This is a genomic window from Variovorax sp. V35 (genome assembly GCF_041154465.1).
Classification (GTDB): domain Bacteria; phylum Pseudomonadota; class Gammaproteobacteria; order Burkholderiales; family Burkholderiaceae_C; genus Variovorax; species Variovorax boronicumulans.
This window is the reverse complement of the sequence record NZ_AP028666.1, coordinates 5413958-5430729: the sequence shown is the minus strand read 5'-3', so window position 1 is coordinate 5430729 and position 16772 is coordinate 5413958. Positions and strand designations below refer to the sequence as shown.

Below are 16772 nucleotides of genomic sequence, written 5' to 3'. Positions count from 1 at the left end.
CATGACGAACAAGGTTCAACCCATCAAGATTGCCATCCTCGCCATGGGCGGGGAGGGCGGCGGCGTGCTCGCCGACTGGATCGTCGACATGGGCGAGGCCAACGGCTACGTCGCCCAGACCACCTCCGTGCCCGGCGTGGCCCAGCGCACCGGCGCGACCATCTACTACGTCGAGCTGTACCCCGACGCCCAGGCGCAGTCCGACGGCGGACGCCCTGTGCTCGCGCTGATGCCGCTGCCGGGCGACGTCGACGTGGTGCTCGCCTCCGAGCTCATGGAAGCCGGCCGCGCGGTGCAGCGCGGGCTGGTCACGCGCGACCGCACCACGCTCATCGCCTCGACGCACCGCGTCTTCTCCATCGCCGAAAAGAGCGCCATGGGCGACGGCCGCGTCGACAGCGACCAGCTGCTCGCCCACACCGCGCGCGCCGCCAAGCGTTTCATCCGCTTCGACATGGCGCAGGCCGCCGAAGCCTCGGGCAGCGTGATCAGCGCCGTGCTGTTCGGCACGCTCGCGGGCTCGGGCGTGCTGCCCTTCGGCCGCGCGCAGTTCGAGGCCACCATCGAGCGCGGCGGCGTGGGCGTGAAGCCCAGCCTCAAGGCCTTCGGTGCGGCCTTCGATCGCGCGCAGGACGGCGACGACGGCGAACCCGCCAAGGTCGCACCGGCCGCCACGCCTGCACCGCAACCGCGCCACCCGGCCGTGCGCGCGCTGGTCGAGCGCGTGCAGCGCGACTTTCCGCTGCCCGCGCACGACTTCCTGCTCGAGGGCGTGCGCCGCCTCATCGACTACCAGGACCTGGCCTACGCCGGCCTGTACCTCGACCGCATGGCCGCCGTTGCGAAATTGCCCGACGACGCCCACCGCCTGCTGCGCGAAACCGCGCGCCACCTCGCGCTGTGGATGTCCTACGAAGACACGGCCCGCGTCGCCGCCCTGAAGACCCGTGCCACCCGCTTCGAGCGCGTGCACGGCGAGGCCGGCGTGCAGCCGGGCCAACTGCTCGCCATCCACGAGTACATGCACCCGCGCCTGCAGGAAATCTGCGAGACGCTGCCCGGCGGCCTCGGCCGCTGGCTCATGCACTCCACGCTGCCGAAGAAGATCGTCGAGCGCTTCACGCAGCACGGCCGCGTGATCCGCACCAGCTCGCTGCGCGGCTACCTGATGCTGCGCATGGTCGCGGCCTGCAAGGGCTGGCGCCGCTCGACGATGCGCTACGCCGACGAAAACCGTCGCATCGAAGAATGGCTGCAACGCATCGCCGCCACCGCGCCGCGCAACCCCGCGCTCGCCGTCGAACTCGCCCAGTGCCAGCGCCTGGTCAAGGGCTACAGCGACACGCACGAACGCGGCCTGCGCAACTACGACACCGTGATGCGCGCGTTCGAACGTGCGGGTGCCGCGCTGGCACCCGCCACTCTGCGCGAACTGCGCGACGCGGCGCTCGCCGACGAACACGGCCACAAGCTGCAGGCCGCGCTGGTGCAGCACGCCTTGGCCTGAAGGGACTCGAACCATGACCGCCCCCACGCTCCAGCTTCGCGTCGCCGAAGCGCGCGCCCTCAACCCGCTGATCCGCCTGCTGCGCCTGCGCGCCGAAGACGGCCGCGCGCTGCCCGGTTTCGCCGCCGGCGCGCACATCCGCGTGCAGGTGACGCTGGCCGACGGCACCACCGACTGGCGCCACTACTCGCTCATCAACTTCGCCACCGAGCGCAACGCCACCAACGCCCCGACCGACTACGTGATCGCCGTGCGCAAGGAGGCCGACGGCCGCGGCGGCTCGCGCTTCATGCACGAAGGGCTGGCCGAGGGGAGCGTGCTCACCATTGAGCCGCCGAAGAACGACTTTCCGCTGCATACCGGCCCGGGCGGCACGGTGCTGGTGGCCGGCGGCATCGGCGTGACGCCGCTCGCGTCGATGGCCGCGCGCCGCCGCGCCGAAGGCGCCGCCGTGCGCATGCACTACGCCGGCCGCAGCCGCGACCTGATGGCCTTCCTGCCCGAGCTGCAGGCGCTGCTGGGCGATGACCTGCGCGTGCACGCCGACGCCGAGGCCGGTGCGCCGCTGGACATCGACGCGCTGCTCGACGCCGTGCCCGCCGGCGACCGCCTCTACGTGTGCGGCCCCAAGGTCATGCTCGACGCCGTGCTCGCGCGCACCCAGGCCCGCGGCTGGGAACACGACCGCGTGCACTTCGAACTCTTCACCGAACCCGTCGTGGAGGAGGGCGACCAGCCCTTCGAGGTGGAGCTTGCCCAGTCGGGCCAGCGCTTCACCGTGCCGGTGGGCCAGAGCATCCTCGACTGCCTCATCGAACACGGCTGCGACCCGATGTTCGATTGCAAGCGCGGCGAATGCGGCGTGTGCGCCGTGCCCGTGATCGAGGGCGAGATCGACCACCGCGACTACGTGCTAACCGCCCGCGAGAAGGCGGAAGGCACCGTCATGCAGATCTGCATCTCGCGCGCCAAGGGAGCGCGCCTGGTGCTCGACCTCTGAGAAAAGCCAGCCAGGAAGGAGCCAGGAGAACCATGCCTTCGTACCGAGACAACCCCGATGCCGTTCGCGCGCTTGTGCAGAACGACCGCGTGCACCGCGACCTGTACACCAGCCAGGAGCTCTTCGAGCTGGAGCAGGAGCACTTCTTCGCCAACACCTGGAACTACGTCGGCCACGAAAGCCAGCTGCCGAAGTCGGGCGACTGGATCACCAACGAGATCGCGGGCCGCCCGCTGATCGTCGTGCGCCACAGCGACGGCAGCGTGCGCGTCATGATGAACCGCTGCGCCCACAAGGGCTCGCGCCTGGTGAACGGGCCCTGCGGCAACACCGGCAAGTTCTTTCGCTGCCCGTACCACGCCTGGACCTTCAAGACCGACGGCGCGCCACTGGCCATTCCGCTGAAGACCGGCTACGAGCACACGCAGCTGCACGAGTGCGAGTCGGGCAAGGGTCTCACCCCCGTGAAGCACGTGCGCAGCCACCGCGGCTTCATCTTCGTGAAGATCAACGACGCGGGCCCCGACTTCGACGAGTACTTCGGCGATTCGCTGAGCTCCATCGACAACATGGCCGACCGCTCGCCTGAGGGCGAACTCGAAATCGCCGGCGGCTGCCTGCGCTTCATGCACCAGTGCAACTGGAAGATGTTCGTCGAGAACCTCAACGACACCATGCACCCCATGGTGGCGCACGAATCGTCGGCCGGCACCGCCAAGCGCATGTGGGCCGACAAGCCCGAGGACGAACCCAAGCCCATGGCCGTGGAGCAGTTCGTGCCCTTCATGTCCGACTACAAGTTCTTCGAGGACATGGGCATCCGCACCTACGACCACGGCCACAGCTTCACGGGCGTGCATTTCAGCATCCACAGCAAGTACAAGGCGATCCCCGAGTACGACGACGCCATGAAGGCGCGCTACGGCGAAGAGAAGACGGCGCAGATCCTGGGCATGGCGCGGCACAACACCGTGTACTACCCGAACCTCACGATCAAGGGCGCGATCCAGGCCATTCGCGTGGTCAAGCCCATCTCGGCCGACAAGACCCTCATCGAGAGCTGGACCTTTCGCCTGAAGGGCGCGCCGCCCGAGCTGCTGCAGCGCACCACCATGTACAACCGCCTCATCAACTCGCCGTTCTCGGTGGTGGGCCACGACGACCTGCAGGCCTACCGCGGCATGCAGGCCGGCCTGCACGCCAGCGGCAACGAGTGGGTGAGCCTGCACCGCGACTACGACGAATCGGAGTTGAAGGGCGGCGAGATCACCACGGGCGGCACCAACGAGCTGCCCATGCGCAACCAATATCGAAGCTGGGTGCAGCGCATGACGGAGACGATGTAATGGCCGCCGCCGATATCACCCGCCAGGACCTCATCGACTTCGTCGTCAACGAAGCGCGCCTGCTCGACACCCGCCGCTACGAGGAATGGAACGCGCTCTTCACCGACGACGCGTTCTACTGGATTCCGCTCGTGCCCGACCAGGAAGACGGCCTGAACCACACCTCGCACCTGTACGAGGACAAGCTGCTGCGCGAGCTGCGCATCGAGCGCCTGAAGAGCCCGCGCGCGTTCTCGCAGCAGCCGCAAAGCCGCTGTCACCACCTGCTGCAGGTGCCCGTGGTCGAGACCTTCGACGCCGAGGCCCAACGCTTCGTGGTGCGCACTGAGTTCCACTACACCGAGTCGCAGGGCGACGAGCTGCAGTTCTACGTCGGCACCTTCTTCCACCACCTCACGGTGCAGGACGGCGCGCTGCGCATGACGCTCAAGCGCGTCGACCTGCTCAACTGCGACGCGGCGCTTCCGGCCGTGCAGCTCTTCATCTGACAGGGACGCGATGACCCACGCCACCGTCCACCAGGTGTTCGCCGCCACGGCCGCGCGCACCCCGCAGGCCGAATTCCTCTTCACCGAATCGGTGACCGCCGCCGCCTACGGCATCGCCGCCGGCGCCATCCGCTGGGGCGAAGCCGCCGCAGAAATCGAGCGGCTGCGCAGCGCCTACGCGCAGGCCGGCTACGGCCACGGCCACCGCGTCGGCCTGCTGCTGGAGAACCGGCCCGCCTTCATCTTCCACTGGCTCGCGCTGAATGCGCTGGGCGCGAGCGTGGTGCCGATCAACGCCGAGATGCGCTCGGCCGAGCTGGTCTACCTCATCGGCCACAGCGAGATCGGCCTGGCCGTCACGCTGCCCGAGCGCGCCGCCGACCTGCAGGCTGCCGCCGCGCAGGCCGGCGTGGCCTTCGAGACCATGGGCCCCGACGATGCCGTGCCGCCCGCGAAGACCGCCGCGCCGCGCGCCGGCGAGCCCGTGGGCACCGACACCGAATGCGGCCTGCTCTACACCTCGGGCACCACGGGCCGGCCCAAGGGCTGCATCCTGAGCAACGCGTACTTCCTGCGCGCCGGCGAGTGGTATGCCGGGCTGGACGGCGTGTGCAGCATCCGCCCCGATGCCGAACGCGTGATCACGCCGCTGCCGCTCAACCACATGAACGCGATGGCGTTCTCGACCATGGTCGTGCTCATTGCCGGCGGCTGCCTCGTGCAGCTCGACCGCTTCCATCCGAAGAGCTGGCTGGCCAGCGCGAAGGAAAGCGGCGCGACCATCGTTCACTACCTGGGCGTGATGCCCGCGATGCTGCTGTCGGCCCTCCCGTCGGCGGCGGACCGCGACCACGCGATCCGCTGGGGCTTCGGCGCCGGTGTCGACCGCAAGAACCACGCGCCCTTCGAAGAGCGCTTCGGCTTCCCGCTGGTCGAGGCCTGGGCCATGACCGAGACCGGCGCGGCCGCATGCATCATGGCCAACCGCGAGCCGCGCCTGGTGGGCACGAGCTGCTTCGGTCGGCAGGAAGACTTCGTCGAGATCCGCCTCATGGGCGAGGACGGCAGCGACGTGGGCACCGACATGCCCGGCGAACTGCTGGTGCGCTCGGCTGGCGCCGACCCGCGCCGCTACTTCTTCTCCGGCTACCTGAAAGACGAGGAAGCCACACGCGAAGCCTGGGCCGACGGCTGGTTTCACACCGGCGACCTCGTGCGCCGCGACGCCGACGGCAACTTCTTCTTCGTCGATCGCAAGAAGAACGTGATCCGCCGCAGCGGCGAGAACATCTCGGCCGTCGAAGTCGAGAGCGTGCTCAACCAGCACCCGGCGGTGAAGACCTCGGCCGTGGCCGCCACGCCCGATGCGGTGCGCGGCGACGAAGTGCTCGCCTGCATCGTGCTGCGTGAAACCACCGACGTGGCGCAGCGCGAAGCGGTGGCGGCCAGCATCGTCCAGCACGCGCTCGCGCAGCTGGCGTACTACAAGGCACCGGGCTACGTGGCCTTCGTCGAGGCGCTGCCGCTCACGCCCTCGCAGAAGATCCAGCGCGGCCAGCTGCGCGAGATGGCGCAGTCGCTGCCGGGCCAGGGCCATTGCATCGACACGCGCTCCATGAAGAAACGACAAGTGGGGCAGGCATGACCAAGCGACGGCTCTCTTACGAAGGCGTCGCGGTCGCGGTGCCCGTCACCGTGCCCTACGTGCGCTACTCCACGCGCACCGCGCACTGGTTCGTCGGCCAGGCCATCGACGCGCTGGTGCAGGCCAGCGGCGTGGCCAAGGAGCAGATCGACGGCCTGTGCCTGAGCAGCTTCTCGCTGGCGCCCGACACGGCCGTGGGCGTGACGCAGCACCTGGGCCTGTCGCCGCGCTGGCTCGACCACATGCCCACCGGCGGCGCCTCGGGCGTGATGTGCCTGCGCCGCGCCGCACGCGCCGTGCAGGCAGGCGATGCCGACATCGTCGCCTGCGTGGGCGCCGACACCAACCATGTCGATTCCTTCCGCCAGACGCTGGGCAGCTTCAGCAACTTCGCGCGCGATGCGAGCTACCCCTATGGCTCGGGCGGCCCGAACTCGATCTTCGCGTTCATCACCGCCAACTACATGCGCACCTACGGCGCCACGCGCGAAGACTTCGGCCGCATCTGCGTCGACCAGCGCACCAACGCGCTGGGCAACCCCAACGCCATGTTCAAGAAGGGCCTCACGCTCGACGAGTACATGGCCGCGCGGCCCATCTCCGACCCGATTCACCTGTTCGACTGCGTGATGCCCTGCGCCGGTGCCGACGCCTTCCTCGTGATGAGCGAGGAGCGTGCGCGCGACCTGGGCCTGGCGCACGTCGTGATCCGCGGCGCCATCGAGCGCCACAACGCCTACGCCGAAGACCCGGTGATGGTGCAGGGCGGCTGGCGCAAGGACCGCGATGACCTCTACGCACAGGCCGGCGTGCAGCCCGCCGCGCTCGACTTCGTGCAGACCTACGACGACTACCCCGTCATCGTGATGATGCAGTTCGAGGACCTGGGCTTCTGCGAGAAGGGCGAGGGCTCGGCCTTCGTGCAGGCCAACACCATGACCTTCGACGGCAGCTTTCCGAACAACACCAGCGGCGGCCAGCTCTCGGCCGGGCAGGCCGGTGCGGCGGGCGGCTTCCTCGGCATGGTCGAGGCGATCCGCCAACTGACGGACCAGGCCGGCGCGCGCGCCGTGCCCAACGCCCAGCTGGGACTCGTCGCCGGCTTCGGCATGGTGACCTACGACCGCTGCCTGTGCACAGGCGCCGTCATCCTCGGGAGACCGGAATGATGTACCCCCACGTTTGCCGCTTCGCGGCTGCACTGCCCCCCGAGGGGGCCGCGCGCCTGCCTTGGGGCGGCCCGGCGGAGGCGCTATGACGATGCCGATGATGCGCCCCCCGCGCAAGAACCCCGTGCTGCGCACCCGGCAGATGAACCTGCCGCCCGGCGCGCGCGGCCGCGTCGCGCTCGGCCTCACGGCCGCCGCCGCCGAAGGCCGTTTCGAGCTGCAGACCTGCGAAGACTGCGGCACGGTGCAGTACCCGCCGCGCGAGGTCTGCCACAAGTGCCTGTCGTCGGCGTTGCGCTGGCGCCAGCAGAGCGGCGAGGGTGCGCTGCTCGGCAGCACCACGCTGCACCACAGCAACGACCTGTTCTTTCGCGAGCGGCTGCCCTGGCGGCTGGGCCTGGTGCACCTGGATGCCGGCCCCACGCTCATGGTCCACCTGCACGGCGAGGTCGGCGATGCGCCCACGCGCGTGCGTGTCGGCGCCCGGCTCGACCGCGCCGGCCAGGCCGTCCTCATTGCTTTTCCGACTGAAGGGAGTCCCCACATGGCCGACGACAAGATGCTGCGCGAAATGACCAGCGACCCCAAGTTCCGCAAGGTGCTGGTGACCGACGGCAAGACCGAGACGGGCCAGGCCCTCGTGCGTGCGCTGGTGAAGGCCGGTGCCGACATCGTCTGGGTCGGCCATGCCGAACCGTGGAAGAAGATGGGCGACGGGCTGGACGACATCTCGGCGCTGCCGCAGGTCACGCTCGTGCCGCTGGACCTCACCAACGGCCGCCAGGTGACCGAGCTGGCCGGCTCCATCGGCGGCAAGGTCGACATCGTGATCAACAACGCCGAGGTGCACCGCACCTTCGGCATCGGTGCGCGCCGCGGCACCGACGTGGCCAAGGCCGAGATGGACATCAACTACTTCGGCCTGCTGCGCCTGGCGCAGGAGTTCGGCCCCGCGCTCAAGGGCCGCTCGGCCGACGGCGCCACGGGCGCGACGGCGTGGGTCAACCTGCTGTCGATCTACGCGCTGAGCAACTTCCCGCCGCACGGCACCTTCAGCGCCTCGAAGGCCGCGGCGCATTCGCTGGCGCAGTGCCTGCGCGCCGAGATGCGGCCCGCCGGCATCCGCGTGATCAACGTGTTCCCCGGCCCCATCGACGACGAATGGAACCAGCACACGCCGCCGCCCAAGCTGGCACCCACCACGCTGGCCAACGCCATCGTGAAGGCACTGCGCGACGGCGTGGAAGACGTGTACCCCGGCGACGTGGCGCAGGAGTGGCTGGAGCGCTGGCGCGACAACCCCAAGGTGCTCGAACGCGAACTGGCCGCTGGCGGCTGAGAACAGGAGCCACACGAATGACCACGACAACCGAACTGATGTCCGCCGCCGAAGTCCTCGGCAGCCTCGTGACCGCCATGGCCAGCGGCCGCATCCGCGTGATCGACCTCACGCAGACGCTCACGCCCGAGTTCCCGCAGATCGCGCTGCCGCCCGAGATGGGCCAGTGCTGGCCCTTCCGCATCGAGGAAGTGTCGAAGTACGACGAGCGCGGCCCGGGCTGGTACTGGAACAACTTCTCCTGCGGCGAGCACACGGGCACGCACTTCGACGCGCCGATCCACTGGATCTCGGGCCGCGACCTGCCGAACAACTCGGTCGACACCATTCCCGTGCAGCACTTCGTGGCGCCGGCCTGCGTGATCGACTGCTCGCCGCAGGTGAAGGACGACCCCGACTACCTGCTGACGCTCGAAGACATCGAGGCCTACGAGGCCGCGCACGGGCGCATTCCCAAGGGCGCGTGGGTGCTCATGCGCACCGACTGGTCCAAGCGCACCGACCCCGAGGCGTACCAGAACTTCGACGAGACCGGCCAGCACACGCCCGGCCCGAGCACCGAGGCTGTGCGCTTCCTGGTCGAACAGCGCGACGTGCTGGGCTTCGGCTCCGAAGCCATCGGCACCGACGCCGGGCAGGGTTACCACCTGCGCCCGCCCTACCCCTGCCACTACTACATGCACGGCGCGGGCCGCTACGGCCTGCAGTGCCTGAGCAACCTCGACCTGCTGCCGCCGTCGGGCGCGGTGCTGATCTGCCCGCCGCTGAAGATCGAGAAGGGCAGCGGCAGCCCGCTGCGCGTGCTGGCCCTGGTGGGAGCCACGGCATGAGCGCCGCCGCCCCCAGGGTCGCAGCCGTCACCGGCGGCAGCGCCGGCATCGGCAAGGCCATCTGCGAAGACCTGCTCGCGCAAGGCTACGAGGTGGTCTCGCTCGCGCGCCGGAAGGCCGAGATTGACCACCCCAAGATGCACAGCCTCGAGGTCGACCTGGCCGACCGCGCCGCCACCGGCCAGGCCGTGCGCGAACTGGTCGAGCGCTTCGCACCGACCACGCTCGTCCACAACGCCGGCGTGATCCGCGCCGCATTGCTGCCCGAGGTGAAGCTCGACGACCTCGATGCGCTGGTCGACCTGCACCTGGGCTGTGCCATCCAGCTCGTGCAGGGCGCACTGCCCGCGATGCGTGCGCAGCGCTTCGGCCGCGTGGTGCTGCTGTCGTCGCGCGCCGCGCTGGGCCTGGCCACGCGCACGAGCTACTCGGCCACCAAGGCCGGCATGCTGGGCATGGCGCGCACCTGGGCGCTGGAGCTCGCGGCCGACGGCATCACGGTGAACGTGGTGGCGCCGGGCCCGATCCGCACCGACATGTTCTACGACGTGGTCGAGGCCGGCAGCGAGAAGGAGCGCGCACTCGCGGCCTCGGTGCCGGTCAAGCGCCTGGGCGAATCGGCCGACGTGGCACGCGCCGTGCGTTTCTTCGCCGCGCCCGAGAACAGCTTCGTCACCGGCCAGGTGCTCTACGTGTGCGGCGGCACCAGCGTCGGCAGCCTCGCCCTCTAGTTTCATTTCAGCGTCCGTTTCGTTCCGTTCCGTTCAAAAACATCACCTCTGGAGCATCGCCATGAAAGTCCTGAACCGAATTCGCACCCTCGCGGCCGTCGCCGCGGGCCTCGGCGCGTTGAGCGCCGCCAGCGCGTGGGCCGCCGATCTCAAGGTCGGCTTCATCACCTCGCTGTCGGGGCCGGTGTCGTCGCTGGGCATTCCGTACGAAAAGGGCATGAAGGCCGCGCTCGCCTACAAGGCCGACCTGGGCGGCCGCAAGATCCAGCTGGTGCAGCTCGACGACGCGTCCGACCCGACCACGGCCGCGCGCAACGCACGCAAGATGATCGACGAGGACAAGGTCGACGTCATCATCGGCACGGCCGGCTCGCCCGGTGCGCTGGCCATTGCCGGCGTGGCGCGCGAAACCAAGACGCCGCTGATCTCCATCGCCAACGCCAACCTGCCGGGCGAGGAGGGCGCGTGGATGGTCACGCTGCCGCAGCCCGCGCCGCTCATGGTGAGCGCGGTGGTCGAGCGCATGAAGAAGTCGGGCGTGAAGACGGTGGGCTACATCGGTTTCTCCGACGCCTGGGGCGACCTGGTGTACGGCGCGCTGCAAAAGAGCGCCGAGCCGGCCGGCATCAAGATCGTGTCGAACGAGCGCTATGCGCGCGGCGACGCCTCGGTGACCGGGCAGGTGCTCAAGATCGTGGCGCTGCGCCCCGACGCGGTGATCACCGGCACCTCGGGCACGCCGGGCGCGCTGCCGTACCTCGCGCTTTCGGAGCGCGGCTACAAGGGCCAGATCTACGGCATGCACGCGCTCATCAACCCCGACTTCGTGCGCGTGGGCGGTGCGTCGGTCGAAGGGCTGCTGGCCCCCACCGGCCCGGTGATCGTGGCCGAACAGCTGCCCGCCGACAACCCGATCCGCAAGGTGTCGATGGACTTCCGCGCGGCCTACCAGAAGGCCAACGGCGCGCCGCCGACCGACGCCTTCTCGGCCTACACCTTCGATGCATGGCTGGTGTACCTGGACGCCGCCCAGCGCGCGCTGGCCACCAAGGCCGAGCCCGGCACGCCGCAGTTCCGCCTGGCGCTGCGCGACGCCATCGTGAGCACCAAGGAGCTGGTGGGCACGCACTCGGTCTACAACTTCAAGCCCACCGAGCGCTACGGCTCGGACGACCGTTCGCGCGTCGTGGTGAAGCTCGAGAAGGGCCAGTGGAAGCTGGTGCCCTGAACGCCCTCGCGTCGATCCGATGAACGCCGCCCACCCCATGCACCCGCTGCTTCGTTCCCTGCGTCGCCGGCGCGCGACCGGCACCGTGCTGTTCGCCGCCGCGCTGCTGGCCGGCTGCGCCGCGACCGCACCCGGCGGCAGCGGAGAAGTCATCATCAAGCGCGACCGCTACGGCGTGCCGCACGTCTACGCCAGCGACACGCGTGGCCTGTTCCACGGCTTCGGCTATGCCGTCGCCGAAGACCGGCTCTACCAGCTGGAGATGGCGCGGCGCTCGGGCAACGGCAGCGTGGCCGAGGTGCTGGGGGCCGAGTTCGTCGCGACCGACAAGGCCACGCGCTCCAACATCGATCCGGTGTCGATCCGCCGCCAGATCGATGCGCTGAACGCAGACGACCGCGCCATGTTCGAAGGCTACGCCGCGGGCGTCAACGCGCGCATCCGCGACGTGCTGGCCGACCGTGGCAAGCTCATGCCGCGCGAGTTCATCGACAACGGCTTCGAGCCGGCACCGTGGACCGCCGACGACGTGGCCATGGTCTGGATCGGCCTCATCCTCAACCGCTTCTTCGCGGGCACGGCCGAGGTGGCCAATCTCTCGCTGCTCAACCAGCTCAAGGCCGCGCGCGGCGACGTCGCCGGCCTGCAGCTGTACGAGCAGCTGCGCTGGCTCGAAGACCCGACCGCGCCGACCATCGTGCCGCGCGGCAACGCGAACCGGCTGGCAAGCGCCGAGCCCGGCGATGCCGCGCTCGCGCCGGTCTCCGCGCAGGCCGCCGCCGATTTCCGCGCCACGCAGGTCGCCCGCATGGGCCTGGCCGCCACCGAAGGCATGCCGACCGCCAGCAATGCGTGGGTGCTGGGCCCCTCGCGCACCAAGGAAGGTGTGGCCGTTCTGTACAACGGTCCGCAGCAGGGCTTCAACAACCCGTCGTTCGTGCACGGCATCGGCCTGCACGGCGCGGGCTACGACCTCACGGGCCTCACGCCCATCGGCCTGCTGCCCGTGCTGTTCGGCACCAACGGCACCATCGCCTGGGGATCGACGGTGGGCTCGCTCGACACCAACGACATCTACCAGGAAGAACTGAACCCGGCCAACCGCCACGAATACAGGTACGACGGCGCCTACCGCCCGATGACCCGGCGCACCGACGTGATCCGCGTGAAGGGCGCTGCACCGCAGAGCGTGGACATCTACGCCACGGTGCACGGCTTCGTGCAGAGCTGGGACGTGGACAACGCCCGCGCCTACACCGCGCGCAGCACCTGGCAGGGCCGCGAGGTCGAGACCATGCTGGGCTGGGCGCGTGCCGCACGGGCGCGCGACTGGTCGGGCTTTCTCGCGCAGGGCGAGCGCGTGGCCGCATCCATCACCTGGTTCTATGCCGACGTGGCGGGCAACATCGGCGCCGTGGGCCTGGGCCGCATGCCGCGCCGCCCGGCCACGCAGGACATCCGCTTTCCCGCGCGCGGCGACGGCAGCATGGAGTGGCAGGGCAGCCTGCCGTTCAGCGCCAACCCGCGCGCCTACAACCCCGCGCAGGGCTACCTCGCGAGCTGGAACAATCAGATCGCCGAAGGCCTGCGCGCGGACGGCGCGAACTTCTCGCACGTCGACCGCGTGGCCGAAATCCACGCGCAGCTGCAGGGCACGGCCAAGCTGGGCGCCGACGAGGTCTGGCGCGTGAGCCAGGGCGCGGCATTGGCCGACCTGAACGCGCGCTACTTCGTGCCCCTCATCGTCGACGCGGCCAAGGGCCTGCCGGCCGGCGACCCTGCCCACCGCGCGGCCGACCTGCTCGCCAACTGGGACCTGAAGAACCGCGTCGCGCCGGGCGGCGAGGTGTACGACAACCGCGCCACCACCGTGCTGCGCGCGTGGCTGGGCGCGATGTCGCGGCGCCTGCTGGCCGACGACCTGCCGCCGGCCGTGTTCGCCACCTACGCCAACCTCGGCTACCCCACGCTCACGCCGCGCGGCTCGCCGGGCAGCGCCCAGCCCGCGGCCGTGGCCAAGCTGCTGTGGAACGCGCTGAGCGGCCCGGCCTCGGGCGTGCCGCAGCGCCACGACTTCTTCAACGGGCAGGACCCGCGCACGATGGTGCGCGCCGCGCTGACCGATGCGGTGGGCGAGCTGCGCACCCGCCTCGGGCCCGACATGGCCGCGTGGACCACGCCCGTGGTGCGGCATCGCTTCTCGCGCATCAACGCCATCGGCGTGCCGTGGGCCGGCGCGGGCGACGAGCCCGAGGTCAGCCCCTACATGAACCGCGGCACGCTCAACTACCGCGTCGTGCTGCGCCCGGGTGCGCTCGACATGTGCTCGGTCGCGGCGCCGGGGCAGAGCGGCTTCGTGAGCCCGGCCGGCGTGCGCGACCGCCACTACGCCGACCAGCTGGCGCTTTTCGAGCGCTTCGAATGCAAGCCGGAGCGGCTCACGCCCGCGCAGGTCGATGCCGACCTCGAATCGCGCCGCACCTTGCGCTACTGACCGTCCCTCGTCCCCATTCCAACCCCCGAAGAGGAAGCTCCCATGAAGAAAATCTCCCGCCTTGGCCTCGCGCTGCTGGCCGCCTTCACCGCCGTCGGTGCGGCGGCGGCAGACCTCAAGATCGGCTTCATCAGCTCGCTCTCGGGGCCGGTCGCGGCGCTGGGCGTGCCCTACGAGAAGGGCATCCGCGCGGCCATCGCCGAGCGGCCCGAGATCGGCGGGCGCAAGGTGCAGCTCATCGTGCTCGACGACGCGTCCGACCCGACCACCGCCGGGCGCAACGCGCGCAAGCTGGTGACGGAAGACAAGGTCGATGTGCTCATCGGCACCTCGGGCGTGCCGGGTGCGATGGCCATCGCCTCGGTGGCGCGCGAGCTCAACACGCCGCTCATCTCGCCCACGCCCGTGACCATCCCGGGCGCGGACGGCGCATGGACCGTCACCGTGTCGCAGCCGTTCCCGCTCATGGTGGCGGGCGTGGTCGAGCGCATGCAGAAGTCGGGCGTGAAGACGGTGGCCTTCATCGGCTTCTCCGACGCGCTGGGCGACCTGGCCTACGACTCGCTCGTGAAGAGCGCTGCCACCGCCGGCATCAAGGTGGTGGCCAACGAGCGCTATGCGCGCAGCGATTCGTCGGTGGCCGGGCAGATCCTGAAGATCGTCGCGGCGCGGCCCGACGCGGTGTTCGCAGGCAACTCCGGCACGCCGGGCGCGCTGCCCTACCTGGCACTGGCCGAGCGCGGCTACAAGGGCAAGATCTACGGCACGCACGGCCTCATCAACGCCGACTTCGTGCGCGTGGGCGGCACGGCCATCGACGGCCTGCAGGTGCCCAGCGGCCCGGTGCTGGTGGCCGACCAGCTGCCCGAGAGCAACCCCATCAAGAAGGTCGCGATGGGCTTTCGCGCTGCGTACCAGAAGGCGAATGGCGCGGTGCCCACCGATGCGTTCTCGTCGTACACCTACGACGCCTACCTGCTGCTGGCCGACGCGGCCTCGCGCACCAAGGGCGAGCCCGGCACGCCGCAGTACCGCACGGCGCTGCGCGATGCCATCGTGGGCACGAAGGAGCTGGTGGGCACGCACGGCATCTACACCTTCAAGCCCGACGACCGCTACGGCTCGGACCAGCGCGGCGTGGTCATCGTGCAGATGAACAAGGGCCAGTGGAAGCTCGTTCCCTGACCCCGGCCTAGCCGAAGCCCACCGCCATGACCGCCTACCGCAACCGCCCCGATCTCGTCGCGGCGCTGGTCCGCGACGACCGGGTGCACCGCGACCTGTACCTCAGCGACGAGCTGTTCGCGCTGGAGCAGGAGCGCCTGTTCGCCCGCACCTGGGTCTTCCTGGGCCATGCCAGCCAGGTGCCGGCGGCGGGCGACTTCGTCACGCAGGAGATCGCGGGCCGTCCGCTGCTCATGGTGCGCCAGCCCGACGGCGCGGTGCACGTCATGTACAACCGCTGCGCCCACAAGGGCACGCAGCTCATGACCGACGAGAGCGGCAACACCGGCCGCTTCTTTCGCTGCCCGTACCACGCCTGGACCTACAAGCTGGACGGCGCGCCGCTGGGCCTGCCGCTGAAGAACGGCTACGAGGGCACGCAGCTCAAGGCCTGCGAGTCGGGGCAGGGGCTGTCGGTGGTGAAGCACGTGAAGGTGTACCGCGACTTCGTGTTCGTGCGCCTCGCAGACACGGGCCCGTCGTTCGAGGACTACTTCGGCGAGGTGCTCGGCGCGCTCGACAACATGGTCGACCGCTCGCCCGAGGGCAGGCTCACCGTGGGCGGCGGCGTGCTGCGCAACATCGTCCATTGCAACTGGAAGATGTACCTGGAGAACATCAACGACACGGTGCACCCGATGTCGACGCACGAGTCGGCCACCAAGGCCGCCGAGGCGCTGTGGGAAGGGCATGCGCCTACCGACCCCAAGCCGATGGCGATGGAGCAGATATTGCCCTTCGGTTCGGGCTACGAGTTCTTCGACCAGATGGGCGGACGCGTGTTCGCCAACGGCCACAGCGTGCTGGGCGTGAACTTCAGCATCCACTCCAACTACGCGCAGCTGCCCGAGTACGAGGCCGCGATGCAGGCCGCGCACGGCGTGGAGCGTGCCGCCGACATCCTGCAGCGCTCGCCGCAGAACTCGGTGCTGTACCCCAGCCTGTCGGTCAAGGGCTCGCCGCAGGCCATCCGCGTGATCCGCCCGCTGGCGGCCGACCACACGCTCGTCGAGGCCTGGAGCTTCCGCGCGGCCGGTGCGCCCGCGCTCTTGTTCGAGCGCGCCATGAGCTACAACCGGCTCGTGTTCTCGCCCATGTCGGTGGTGGCGCACGACGACGTGCACCTGTTCGAGAGCATCCAGAAGGGCCTGCGTGCCGGCGGCAACGAGTGGATCAGCCTGCACCGCAACCACGACCCGGCAGAGACGCAGCAGGCCACGGTGACCACCAACGGCACCAACGAGCTGCTCATGCGCAACCAGTTCCGCGCCTGGGCCCGGGCCATGACGCCGGAGGTGGCGGCATGAACGATCCGCGCGACTTCATCGCCCACGAGGCGGCCCTGCTCGACGCGCGCCGCTTCGACGACTGGCTGGCCCTGTTTGCCAACGACGGCCACTACTGGGTGCCGCTGCTCGGCGCGGCGCAGGCCGATCCGTTCTCGCACAACTCGCTGGCCTACGAAGACCGGCTGCTGCTGCAGCTGCGCGTGGAGCGCCTGAAGAACCCGCGCGCGCATTCGCAGCACCCGGCCAGCCACAGCCAGCATGTGCTGCAGCCCTCGCGCATCGAGGAAGAGGGCGCCGACGACGTGCGCCTGCGCACGCCCTTTCTCTACATCGAGGCGCGCGGCGACGACCAGATCCTGCTGAGCGGCACCGCCCGCCACCACCTCGTGCGCACCCCCACGGGCTGGTCCATCCGCGAGAAGCGCATCGACCTGCTCAACGCCACGCGCGCGTTGCCCGCGATCCAGTTGTTCATCTGAGTT

The 16772-nt window shown here is 69.9% G+C and carries 14 protein-coding genes; all 14 read left to right on the top strand.

Annotation, left to right across the window (positions count from 1 at the left end):
• Position 1: 1 nt before the first annotated feature.
• The 14 genes from ACAM42_RS24960 to ACAM42_RS24895 all read left to right on the top strand — a co-directional run bounded on the left by ACAM42_RS24960 (position 2) and on the right by ACAM42_RS24895 (position 16769).
• Positions 2 to 1507 carry an indolepyruvate oxidoreductase subunit beta family protein gene (locus ACAM42_RS24960; RefSeq protein WP_369629757.1) on the top strand — a complete coding sequence of 502 codons (1506 nt, stop codon included), beginning with the start codon at positions 2 to 4 and terminating at the stop codon, positions 1505 to 1507.
• A gap of 13 nt (positions 1508 to 1520) precedes the next feature.
• Positions 1521 to 2507 (top strand): PDR/VanB family oxidoreductase, encoded by a 987-nt coding sequence (locus ACAM42_RS24955; RefSeq protein WP_307637399.1) that lies wholly within the window; start codon positions 1521 to 1523, stop codon positions 2505 to 2507.
• A 32-nt stretch (positions 2508 to 2539) separates the two neighbouring features.
• Positions 2540 to 3853, top strand: a complete 1314-nt coding sequence (locus ACAM42_RS24950) for an aromatic ring-hydroxylating dioxygenase subunit alpha (RefSeq protein WP_095746383.1) — start codon at positions 2540 to 2542, stop codon at positions 3851 to 3853.
• A complete protein-coding gene (locus ACAM42_RS24945) occupies positions 3853 to 4341 on the top strand; it encodes an aromatic-ring-hydroxylating dioxygenase subunit beta (protein WP_369629756.1) in 489 nt (162 codons plus the stop codon). The genes ACAM42_RS24950 and ACAM42_RS24945 overlap by 1 nt, the downstream gene beginning before the upstream one ends.
• A gap of 10 nt (positions 4342 to 4351) precedes the next feature.
• Positions 4352 to 5986, top strand: a complete 1635-nt coding sequence (locus ACAM42_RS24940; protein ID WP_369629755.1) for an AMP-binding protein — start codon at positions 4352 to 4354, stop codon at positions 5984 to 5986.
• Positions 5983 to 7155 carry a thiolase family protein gene (locus ACAM42_RS24935; protein ID WP_369629754.1) on the top strand — a complete coding sequence of 391 codons (1173 nt, stop codon included), beginning with the start codon at positions 5983 to 5985 and terminating at the stop codon, positions 7153 to 7155. The genes ACAM42_RS24940 and ACAM42_RS24935 overlap by 4 nt, the downstream gene beginning before the upstream one ends.
• Before the next feature lie 85 nt (positions 7156 to 7240).
• Positions 7241 to 8494 (top strand): SDR family NAD(P)-dependent oxidoreductase, encoded by a 1254-nt coding sequence (locus ACAM42_RS24930; RefSeq protein ID WP_070062341.1) that lies wholly within the window; start codon positions 7241 to 7243, stop codon positions 8492 to 8494.
• A gap of 17 nt (positions 8495 to 8511) precedes the next feature.
• Positions 8512 to 9324, top strand: a complete 813-nt coding sequence (locus tag ACAM42_RS24925; RefSeq protein ID WP_369629753.1) for a cyclase family protein — start codon at positions 8512 to 8514, stop codon at positions 9322 to 9324.
• Positions 9321 to 10055, top strand: a complete 735-nt coding sequence (locus ACAM42_RS24920; protein ID WP_369629752.1) for an SDR family oxidoreductase — start codon at positions 9321 to 9323, stop codon at positions 10053 to 10055. The genes ACAM42_RS24925 and ACAM42_RS24920 overlap by 4 nt, the downstream gene beginning before the upstream one ends.
• Before the next feature lie 61 nt (positions 10056 to 10116).
• Positions 10117 to 11283 carry an ABC transporter substrate-binding protein gene (locus tag ACAM42_RS24915; protein WP_159273267.1) on the top strand — a complete coding sequence of 389 codons (1167 nt, stop codon included), beginning with the start codon at positions 10117 to 10119 and terminating at the stop codon, positions 11281 to 11283.
• 37 nt (positions 11284 to 11320) lie between these two features.
• Positions 11321 to 13777, top strand: a complete 2457-nt coding sequence (locus ACAM42_RS24910) for a penicillin acylase family protein (protein ID WP_369629751.1) — start codon at positions 11321 to 11323, stop codon at positions 13775 to 13777.
• A 42-nt stretch (positions 13778 to 13819) separates the two neighbouring features.
• Positions 13820 to 14962, top strand: a complete 1143-nt coding sequence (locus tag ACAM42_RS24905) for an ABC transporter substrate-binding protein (RefSeq protein WP_062474995.1) — start codon at positions 13820 to 13822, stop codon at positions 14960 to 14962.
• A 26-nt stretch (positions 14963 to 14988) separates the two neighbouring features.
• Positions 14989 to 16308: an aromatic ring-hydroxylating dioxygenase subunit alpha gene (locus ACAM42_RS24900; protein ID WP_369629750.1), complete on the top strand. Its 1320-nt coding sequence runs from the start codon at positions 14989 to 14991 to the stop codon at positions 16306 to 16308.
• The gene (locus ACAM42_RS24895; RefSeq protein ID WP_369629749.1) at positions 16305 to 16769 is read left to right on the top strand and encodes an aromatic-ring-hydroxylating dioxygenase subunit beta; all 465 of its coding nucleotides are present in this window, start codon (positions 16305 to 16307) and stop codon (positions 16767 to 16769) included. The genes ACAM42_RS24900 and ACAM42_RS24895 overlap by 4 nt, the downstream gene beginning before the upstream one ends.
• Positions 16770 to 16772 lie beyond the last annotated feature (3 nt).